Origin of the sequence: Pseudomonas sp. S4_EA_1b, assembly GCF_016307435.1 — a bacterium.
Classification (GTDB): Bacteria; Pseudomonadota; Gammaproteobacteria; order Pseudomonadales; family Pseudomonadaceae; genus Aquipseudomonas; species Aquipseudomonas rhodesiae.
The window spans coordinates 53,656-63,899 of record NZ_JAEILC010000036.1 but is presented as its reverse complement, the minus strand read 5'-3'; the positions used below and the strand labels follow the sequence as shown (position 1 = coordinate 63,899).

At 62.9% G+C, this 10,244-nt stretch carries 4 protein-coding genes; 2 read left to right on the top strand and 2 right to left on the bottom strand.

Going from position 1 to position 10,244, the window contains the following annotated elements:
* Positions 1-490: 490 nt before the first annotated feature.
* On the bottom strand, positions 491-1,606 hold the full coding sequence (locus tag YA0848_RS12790) for a Gfo/Idh/MocA family protein (RefSeq protein ID WP_169902663.1): 1,116 nt from the start codon (positions 1,604-1,606) through the stop codon (positions 491-493).
* Positions 1,607-1,914: 308 nt separating this feature from the next.
* On the opposite strand from YA0848_RS12790, the gene YA0848_RS12785 reads away from it, so the two are divergent.
* Both YA0848_RS12785 and YA0848_RS12780 read left to right on the top strand, forming a co-directional pair.
* Complete coding sequence (locus YA0848_RS12785) at positions 1,915-2,955, top strand: WD40/YVTN/BNR-like repeat-containing protein (RefSeq protein WP_169902671.1); 1,041 nt, start codon at positions 1,915-1,917, stop codon at positions 2,953-2,955.
* A 15-nt stretch (positions 2,956-2,970) separates the two neighbouring features.
* Positions 2,971-5,346: an efflux RND transporter permease subunit gene (locus YA0848_RS12780; protein WP_169902662.1), complete on the top strand. Its 2,376-nt coding sequence runs from the start codon at positions 2,971-2,973 to the stop codon at positions 5,344-5,346.
* Between the two features lie 19 nt (positions 5,347-5,365).
* Here the strand turns inward: YA0848_RS12780 and YA0848_RS12775 are convergent, their stop codons facing one another.
* Positions 5,366-10,240, bottom strand: a complete 4,875-nt coding sequence (locus YA0848_RS12775; RefSeq protein WP_184315832.1) for a dermonecrotic toxin domain-containing protein — start codon at positions 10,238-10,240, stop codon at positions 5,366-5,368.
* Positions 10,241-10,244: the final 4 nt, after the last annotated feature.

The following is a 10,244-nucleotide window of genomic DNA, read 5'->3' as shown; positions in this document are numbered from 1 at the left end:
AGCGCAGGGCAAGCCTGCTCGCTGATGTAAATGTATGCAGCTGATCTAAAGGTGGGAGGGGGCTTGCCCCCGATGGTGGAGTGTCAGCCTGTGGTTTTTTAGCTGATGCACCGCTATCGGGGGCAAGCCCCCTCGCACCTTTGATAGCCATTCCAGGCGATGCGGTTTCAGCTGACACGCCGAGGTGCCTGGGTGTGGGGCCGCTTCGCGGCCCAGCGCAGGGCAAGCCTGCTCGCCAATGTAAATGTATGCAGCTGATCTAAAGGTGGGAGGGGGCTTGCCCCCGATGGCGGAGTGTCAGCCTGTGGTTTTTTAGCTGATGCACCGCTATCGGGGGCAAGCCCCCTCGCACCTCTGATAGCCATTCCAGGCGATGTGGTTTCAGCTGACACTCCGAGGTGCCTGGATGTGGGGCCGCTTCGCAGCCCAGCGCAGGGCAAGCCTGCTCACCAAAGAATTATTTGTCAGCCCTTAGGATTTGCGTTGTGTGTCAGACCGCGTTCACGTTGACCCAGCGTTCCTCGCGGGCCGCCAGGCGAATCGCCGTCGCCAGCCGCTCCACGGCCCACGCCGCTTCAAAGTCAGTGCCGTCCGCGCCCTGGCCGGCCACCGCCATGATCAGTTCCTGCACTTCCAGGGTTTTCAATTCGTTGTAGCCCAGTTGATGCCCCGCCGCCGGGCTGAAGGCCGCGTAACCGGGCAGGGCGGGGCCGGCTAGCAGGCGCTGGAAACCGTCCTGGCCGACGCGGTACAGGCGCAGTTCATTCAAACGTTCCTGATCGAACGCCAATGTGCCCTGTGTGCCGCTGATCTCAAAACTCAGGTGGTTCTTATAACCTTGTTTGAGCCAACTGCTGCTCACTGTGCCGCGCGCGCCATTGGCGAAGCGCAGCAGGGCATGTACCTGATCGTCCACCGCGATGGCTTTGCGTTCGGCGCTGCCGCTGACCGCAGGGCGTTGGCTGTGGACGGTCTGGGTGTCGGCGCACACGCTGACGACATCGCCCACCAGATAACGCGCCATCGACAATAAGTGGCTGCCCAGGTCCGCCAGGGCGCCGCCGGCATGTTCCACTTCGCAGCGCCATGACCACGGCGACTGCGGGTCGGCCATAAAGTCTTCGCTGAATTCACCCTGGAAACTGATGATCTCGCCCAGCTCGCCGTTGGCAATCATCTGCCGCGCCAGGCCGATCATGGGGTTGTGCTGATAGTTGTAACCGACCCGCGTCACCACCCCGGCAGTGCTCGCCGCCCGGCGCATGGCGTCGGCCTGTTCAAGGCTGACAGCCAGAGGTTTTTCGCAGTACACCGCCTTACCGGCGGCAATCGCTGCCATAGCCATGGGGTAATGCAGGTGGTTGGGGGTGGTGATGGCCACCACGTCGACGGCGGGGTCGTCGATCAGCGCCTGCCAATCGCCGTGGGCCTGGGCAAAACCCCAGGCGCGCGCGCAGCGCTGGGCGCGTTCGGTGTCGGCATCGGCCAGGGCGGCTAGCTTGAGGTGCACCGGCAATTCGAATACCGCCCGGGCGTTATTGAACGCCAGGGCGTGGGCACGGCCCATAAAGCCTGTGCCGATCAAGCCGATTCCGAGTTCGCGCATAGCCTTTGTTCCTTTGGATTATTGTTGTGAGGAAGGCTATTAATGGAATAAAAATTCCCAAAATTCAATAGATGGAATAAAAATTCAGCATGCACGCCACAATCAGCCTGACGAATGCGGCTATATTCACCGCATGGCCAAACGCCCCCAGTTAACAAAACATAACGTAGCACCGATTGTCAGACGATTCGAAAGCCCGATAGGATGGCGCCAGCTTCCTCCAGGCGCTCTAGATTGCAGGTTTCAGAGCCCGGGATGGCAAGACCTAACAATAATAAATGGGAGAAAGGTCTATGAGTGAGCCTGTCATGGGTTGGGTTGTCTGCCGCCCACGCGCCGCACGCAGAGTTGCGTTGCTGGCCACAGCGCTCTCGCTGTTTGGCGCCGTTGCATGGCCGACTGCGGTCCAGGCCGCCAGCGATACCCCCGCCGCTGCGGTGTTTGCGATTGAATCCCCCAAGGCCGCCAAAGGCCTGATGATCGACGTGGTCCACGCCGGCAAACGCCTGGTGGCGGTCGGTGATCGCGGGCATATCCTCTATTCCGATGACCAGGGCGCCACCTGGGCCCAGGCCAAAGTCCCCACCCGGCAATTGCTCACCGCCGTGTTTTTCGTCGATGACAAACACGGCTGGGCCGTGGGCCACGATGCGCAGATCCTCGCCAGCACTGACGGCGGCGCCACTTGGACCCAGCAGTATCAAGACCTCAAGCGCGAAGCGCCGTTGCTCGACGTGTGGTTCAAGGACGCTAGCCACGGCTTGGCCGTCGGCGCCTACGGTGCGTTGCTGGAAACCAACGACGGCGGCAACACCTGGGAAGATGTCAGCGACCGCCTCGACAACGAAGACCAGTTTCACCTCAACGCCATCGCCGCCATCAAGGACTCCGGGCTGTTTATCGTCGGCGAGCAGGGCAGCATGTTCCGTTCCAGCGACGACGGCCAGACCTGGGAAAAACTCGAAGGCCCCTACGAGGGTTCGCTATTTGGTGTGATCGGCACCGCCCAGCCGCAAACGCTGCTGGCCTATGGCTTGCGCGGCAATCTTTACCGCTCCACGGATTTCGGCAGCACCTGGGAACAGGTCGAACTCAAGGCCGCGCGCGGTGCCCTGGAGTTCGGTTTATCGGGCGCCACATTGCTCGAAGATGGCTCGTTGGTGGTGGTGGGCAACGGTGGCAGCGTGGTGGTCAGCCACGACGACGGTCAGACCTTCAGCGTTTTCAACCGCCCGGACCGCATTTCCCTCTCGGCGGTGACCGCGGCCGGCAATGGCAACCTGATTCTGGCCGGGCAGGGCGGTGTGCGCGTCGCCCAGCCAACCGGCGCTGAACTCGAAAAACAATAAGAAGGCAGAGAAAGCATGAGCAGTCATCACAACGATAAAGCGACCTTTCTTGAGCGCCTGATTTTTAACAATCGCCCAGCGGTGATCGTGATCTGCCTGTTGGTGAGTGCGTTCCTGTTCTGGCAAGCGACGTTGATTCGCCCGTCCACCAGCTTCGAAAAAATGATCCCCCTCAAGCACCCCTTCATCGAAAAGATGATGGAGCACCGCAACGACCTGGCCAACCTGGGCAACACGGTGCGTATCTCGGTGGAAGCCAAGGACGGTGACATTTTCACTAAGGAGTACATGGAGACTCTGCGGCAGATCAACGACGAGGTGTTCTATATCTCTGGCGTCGACCGCTCGGGCCTCAAGTCGCTGTGGAGCCCCAGCGTACGCTGGACCGAAGTGACCGAAGAAGGCTTCGCCGGTGGTGAGGTGATCCCGCAGAGCTACAACGGCTCGCCGCAAAGCCTCGACCAACTGCGCAACAACGTGCTCAAGTCCGGTCAGGTCGGGCGTCTGGTGTCCAACGATTTCAAATCGAGCATCGTCGATATCCCGTTGTTGGAGTCGTACCCGGACCCGCAGGACCAGGGCAAATTGCTCGCCCTGGACTACCGCAAGTTCTCCCACGAACTCGAAGACAAGATCCGCGACAAGTTCGAAGCGCAGAACCCTAACGTCAAGATCCATATCGTCGGCTTTGCCAAGAAGGTCGGCGACCTGATCGACGGTCTGGTGATGGTGGTGATGTTCTTCGGCATCGCGTTCGTCATCACCCTGGTGCTATTGCTGTGGTTCACCAATTGCCTGCGCAGCACCATCGCGGTGTTGAGCACCACCCTGGTGGCGGTGATCTGGCAACTGGGGCTGATGCACTTTTTCGGCTTCGGGTTGGACCCGTATTCGATGCTGGTGCCGTTCCTGATCTTCGCTATCGGTATTTCCCACGGCGTGCAGAAGATCAACGGTATCGCCCTGCAATCCAGCGAGGCCGATAACGCGCTGACCGCGGCGCGCCGCACGTTCCGCCAGTTGTTCCTGCCGGGCATGATCGCGATCCTCGCCGACGCAGTGGGCTTCATCACCCTGCTGATCATCGACATCGGTGTGATCCGCGAACTGGCCATCGGCGCGTCCATCGGCGTGGCGGTGATCGTGTTCACCAACCTGATCCTGCTGCCAGTGGCGATCTCCTATGTCGGCATCAGCCGGCGCGCCATTGCCAAGAGCAAGAAAGACGCAAACCGCGAACATCCGTTCTGGCGCCTGCTGTCGAACTTTGCCAGCCCGAAAGTTGCACCGATCTCCATCGCCCTGGCGTTGGTCGCGTTCGGCGGCGGCCTCTGGTACAGCCAGAATCTCAAGATCGGCGACCTGGATCAAGGCGCGCCGGAGCTGCGCCCGGATTCGCGCTACAACAAAGACAACAACTTCATCATCAGCAACTACTCCACCAGCTCCGACGTGCTGGTGGTAATGGTCAAGACCAAGGCCGAAGGCTGTTCGCGTTATGAAGCCATGGCGCCTATCGACCAGTTGATGTGGAAGATGCAGAACACCGAGGGCGTGCAGTCGGCAATCTCGCTGGTGACCGTGTCCAAGCAGATGATCAAGGGCATGAACGAGGGCAACCTGAAATGGGAAACCCTGTCGCGCAACCCCGATGTGCTGAATAACTCCATCGCCCGCGCCGACGGCCTGTACAACAACAATTGCTCCCTGGCGCCGGTGCTGGTGTTCCTCAACGACCACAAGGCCGAGACCCTCGACCGCGCAGTGCATGCGGTGCAGGAATTCGCCAAGGAAAACAACAAGGACGGCCTGGAATTTATCCTGGCCGCCGGTAACGCGGGGATCGAGGCGGCGACCAACGAGGTGATCAAGGAGTCGGAGCTGACCATCCTGATCCTGGTGTACCTGTGCGTGGCCACCATGTGCATGATCACCTTCCGTTCCTGGGCCGCGACTCTGTGCATCGTGCTGCCGCTGGTGCTGACGTCGGTGTTGGGCAACGCGCTGATGGCGTTTATGGGCATCGGCGTCAAAGTGGCGACCTTGCCGGTGGTCGCCCTGGGCGTGGGGATCGGCGTGGACTACGGCATCTACATCTATAGCCGCCTCGAAAGCTTCCTGCGTGCGGGGTTGCCGTTGCAGGAAGCCTATTACCAGACCCTCAAATCCACCGGTAAAGCCGTGCTCTTCACCGGCCTGTGCCTGGCGATCGGCGTGTGTACCTGGATCTTCTCGGCCATTAAGTTCCAGGCCGACATGGGCCTGATGCTCACCTTTATGCTGCTGTGGAACATGTTCGGTGCGCTGTGGCTGCTGCCGGCCCTGGCACGCTTCCTGATCAAGCCGGAGAAACTGGCCGGCCAGAAGGGCAACTCACTGTTCGCCCACTGACCGGTGCGCGGCCCGTGCTTCAGGCACGGGTCGCCGCAGGCGGTGCGATGGCCAGGAACAAGCGGTCGAGCGGCGGGGTGATGCGCACATACAAAATGCTGCGCAGCGGCACCGCCCCCGGCTCGCTATGTTCAAGCAAGCGCGCTTGTACCGGAGCCTTCAACAAGTCTTTTTGCGTGTACTTGCGCTGTTCGGGCAGTTTCAGGTGCGCACGGGTGTATTCGGCTGCCGGTGCGGTGGCGGTGGCGTAGTGAAAGTGCGCGTACCACAACACTTGCGGCGGTTTCTGGGCCTTGTCATACACCGCGTACTCCGTGAAAAAATCCCCGCTCAAGGTGGGCCGCTGCGGGTCGGCCAGGCTGGTCAAGTTGATATCGATCTGTTGGTGGCGCCATAGGTAATCGATGCCGTCCAGGCTCGGCCATTGTTTTTTATACGCCGCGCTGCAGCGTTGCTCCGCTGTACGGCGCATATCCCGTGCATGGTTGCGAAACTCCTCGGCCAGGTCCATGGCGCTGGTTTGGTTGGCATGCTCCCCAGCCAGCGCGTCGGCCACCCCATCGAGTTGGCGCGCCTGGGTGTCGAGCCAATGGTCCCAGTCCGCCGGGTCGATGGATTGTCGGGTGCGTGGGTCGTCGAGCTTGAGCTGCTGGGCGTCGATGGTGCGCTCAATCGCCGCGCGTTGACGGATCAGCCCACGGCCTTCTTCGCGCAGGGTGGCGAAGGACGGCTTGGGTGGGGTGATTACAGCCGGCGCCTCAGGGGTTTCAAGCACCTGGGCCCAGCCGTCGGACGTGGCTTCGAAGGTGCTGATGGGGCTGCCGGTAAAGCTGTCGGTGATGGTCAGCTGTTCCTGCTGCCGAGTGCCGCGCGTCACCTCGCCGACCCGGTAGCGACGCTTGCGGGTTTTGAACACACGGCTTGTGGCGGGCTTGCTGCGCAGCGTTTTCGCCAGCGACACGCTCACGGCCAGCGCTTCCTGGGCGCGAACGACGTTTTCCAGCTCGGTCTGGGCCAGGGTCTGCGCATGATCCAGACGCTGGACAAACCGCTCGACGATGCTGGCGTTCAAGCGCGCGGGGTTGATGGCCTTCAGCGCCTGCACGCCGTTGGCGTAGCTGCGGTAGCTGTCCAGCAGGCTTTCATACAGGTTGCGTTGATCGTCCAGGGCGAAGCCTTCGCTGCTGCGCACGCTGATGTGCGATTGCACGGCCTGGTGGATATCGAGGCGGTCCAGGCGCTCAATATACAGGGCCTCCTGGGGCGGCAAGTGTTCACCCGTATCGACGATGACCACGCTCGCCAGCGACGACAGCGCACGCAGGCGCATGTTCTCGCCGAAGAAATTCTGCGGCTCGACGATCAGTGCCAGCAACTTCTGACGGATTGCGCGCCCGGCGGCGGAGTCTTGCTCCAAACGTTCCAGGGTGTCCTCCAGCGCGGTGGCGGTGATAGCCAGCCGATCGAGCGCATCGGCCATGTCGATGCTGCGGGCGACGTGTTCGTTATAGGCGTTCAGGTTACCGAAGGCGCGCTCGACCACCATGCGCCGTTCGACCTGGGCCATGGGTTCGCCGCGGTCGGAAAACAGCAAGGCATTGGCCCAGTTGCGTTGGTAGTGATGCAGGGAAAACTGCTGGTTCCACAGGGTTTCGAGCACTTTGGCGCGGTCTTGCACATGCACGCCGGCACCGCCCACCTGTTCCAACTGTTGCCCGACGCTCACCAGTTCTTGGCGCAGGCGGACGCTCTCGTCCAGCCGTTCGCTCAGGCGCTCCAGCAGAATCTCGAACTGCGCGCGCAGCGTGCTGTGGCGTTGAACCTCCAGCCCATGGCGTTGCCGCAGCGCGGGTTTTTGCTGCTCGCTGGCTTTGTCCAGCAGGTTCCAGGTCAGCTTCAGCACACGGCTCTGGTCGGCCAGGCGTTTGTCGGCGTCGGCCAGGCTGTCCAGCGCCTGCTCCAATGGGCGCATCAGCGGTGGGATATCGGCGCTCAAGGTTTGCAGGCGTTCCACCAGCGCCTCTTTGCGGCGTCGGCTTTCCTCGCGCAACGCCGCGATGCGCTTGGGCCCGCCCCCTTCGAGTTTGAGCCCGCGATCCAGACGCCAGTGGCCCTGATCGTCGGTCTTGAGCTTGATGCCGGGGTGCTCGGGCTTCTCGGGATGGATGATGTACACCTCGCCAAAGCCCGGCACTATCGACACTTCAAACAACAGCCCGCCGACCGAGGCGTGCCAGCGTCCGTCGATGTTGAACAAGCCCTTAAGCGCGCCACTGTCCATGGCTTTCGGGGTGGGTTGCGGCCAGGGTTTGTGCACGCTCAGCAGCTTGTCCAACAGACGCCCGGCGGCGCTGTCGCTGGCCAGGGAGCGGTCGAAGTCCAGCAGGGTGCGCCCACCGCCGGGCGGCTCGGCAGGCAGGCCCACCGTGCCGCGGCGAATATCTGCCTGGCGCATGCGCAGCGGTTGGCTCAGGGGCCGACGCAGGGGCAGGCGGGCCTGTGTTTGTGAGTGCCGTGTCGCCTCAATCGGCGTATCGCCCGCCTGGGCCTGGTGCATCAGCACCATGGCGATGTTGAGCAACAGATCGACCCAGGCCAATTCCCGCGCCACCGGATCGGCGCTTTGCAGGTTCGGCAGGTCTTGCCTGAGGCCCTGCATCATTTGCAGCATCCAGCCCACCACGGCCAATGGTCCCCGGGCTACCACCAGCAGGGTGTTGAAGCCCAGTTGCACGCCTTCGAGCAGCAGCGCCCAGCGGCTTTCGCTGTTGGAGGTGGACTCGCGCTCGGCCAGTTCCACCAATTGCCGCGCTTCGGCGCCGAACAGGTATTCCAGCAGCCGATTATTGTTGAGGAACAGGCGCATTTCATCCGCGCTCTCGTCGTCGGCCTCGGCGAGGGTCGCCGGGCTCGGACGACTGGGCAATACGTCGAACTCCGAGCCCTGGTAGAAACGGATGATATGGGGCTCCAGAAAGCCGCCATTGCTGTAGATCGCCCGCGCGCTGTCGGGCAGCCAGGTCAGCACACTGTCTTGCAGCGGGCCGGGACGCGTGATGGCGCTCAGTAACTGTGCGCGGCTAGGGAACTCCAACAGCGCCGGCTGATAGGCCGGACGGTAGAGCAGGTGCGGACCTTCCTGGCCGTTGCGCGCTTCGATGATGAACATGTTGGGGACCGTGTCGGCCTGGGCGTCGGCTTTTCGCTTGAAGGCCAGCGGGCGCATGATGATTTCCGTGCCTTGCACCCAACGCTGCGCACGGCTTGCGCCCAGCACCGCACACACATAGCGCACGCCGCGCCGGGTCAGCCCGGCCTCACCCTTGATCAAGGCTTCCAGGGCTTGCAGTTTGAGCCGCACCGGATGCTGCTGGATAAACAACTGCTGACGTCGCTGTGCCTGCGCATTGGGCGCCAGCAATTGTTCGCGCAGGTAAGCGGGGTAGGTACGGCCGATGTCCACCTGTTGCACTAGGCGCATCAGGTAGTCCGGCGTCAGCCAGGCTTCGATGGGCCGCCCGGAGCGGTGATGCAGGGTGACGCTGCCGCTGGGTTTGCCGCAGAGGTTTTTCAGCGCCAGGTCCACCAGGCTCAGGGTCACCGGTTGCACATAGCCGCTTTGCAGAGTGCCGACGGACACCGCAAAGGTCAGTTGCAGGTCTTCGGCGCGATAGGCCAGCGCGGACTCGTCGGTGCAGCGGTCCTGGCGCTTGAGCGCCGCATTGCGCGCCTGGCACAGTTGCGGGTTCAGGCGGCGGGCGGCAAAGCGGCGGATATCGTCGATGCCGTCCAGGTAGCCCGCACCGCCGTTGAGGCGACGCAGGCTGGCCTGCTCCAGCAGGCATTGGCGATAGCTGAAGCGCTCGCTGGCCGAGGCGTTTTTCAGCCAGGCGGGCAATTCGCTGTCAACGGCGTCGAGGGGCTGCGCCGGCGTGGTTGGCGCGCTGATAAAGCCAGGCGCCAGGTCGGTGAGGGCGGCCACTTGGCTTTCCAAATCGGCCAACGTGCTATGGGCGGGCAGGCGCAACGCCGCCAGATCGTCCAATTGCCGGTTGAGCAGCAGCGCGGCTTGTAGCTCGAAGATGTCGCCGTCGGGCTCGTACTGGCGCCAGGTGATCCGGTCGGCGAGGTAGCGCGCCTCCAGGCGCTCGCCCCACGCCTGCCCGAAGGCTTGCAAACTGGCGAAGGCTTCCACGGTGCCGGGCAGGCTATACAGCCAGACGCGTTCGCCGCTGACGATCAACAGCTCGCTGCATTGCAGGGTCAGGCGGGTCTGGCCGCGTACCAACAGGGCTTCCAGGGTATAGGCATACACCCTGTTGTCCGGGGCGGTTTGCTCGCGGCGCGCTTCGCGTGCCGGGTAGCGCGCCAGGGCGGTGAGGGCCTGGAGCTGCTCGTGGTCGCTGGTCGATTGGCTGATCGCACACTGGCGAAACAGGCTGTGCAGCACTTCGCTAAGCCATTGCCAGTGGCTGATGCCGGCGCTGTCGACCTCATCCCAGAAGCTGCTTAGCGCGGTTTGCAATGTCGCCGGCAGCAGGGTTGGCAGCTCGCGGATGATGCGTTGCAGGTCGTTCAGGGGGACGGCGGGTTCGGTCAAGCGGTTGCCGCTGGCATCGCTCAGGTAGGCGTCGAGTCCGGCGCGGGTGGCGAGGTCGGGCAGGGTGCCGTTGGCCAGGTAGGTCAGGGCCATTTGCAGCACAGAGGGCAAGGCGCGGCCGCCACCGTCGCGTGGGTGGGCCAGGTATAGCTCGGACAGTGGCCGGGTCAGGGGCGGGCTGAGTTCTTTGAGGCTGTCGCTCAGTCGCTGCGCGGTGGCCGAGCGCAGGGTCGGCCGCGCCTGGAAGCGCGCCTGTACGGCGTGCGCGAGGATCAGGTGATCGGGGCTGGGCATGGGG

Bases quoted from the DNA above. Each gene is read 5' to 3' on its own strand.
- YA0848_RS12790 (WP_169902663.1), bottom strand. From the start codon at position 1,606: ATGCGCGAACTCGGAATCGGCTTGATCGGCACAGGCTTTATGGGCCGT.
- YA0848_RS12785 (WP_169902671.1), top strand. From the start codon at position 1,915: ATGGGTTGGGTTGTCTGCCGCCCACGCGCCGCACGCAGAGTTGCGTTG.
- YA0848_RS12780 (WP_169902662.1), top strand. From the start codon at position 2,971: ATGAGCAGTCATCACAACGATAAAGCGACCTTTCTTGAGCGCCTGATT.
- YA0848_RS12775 (WP_184315832.1), bottom strand. From the start codon at position 10,240: ATGCCCAGCCCCGATCACCTGATCCTCGCGCACGCCGTACAGGCGCGC.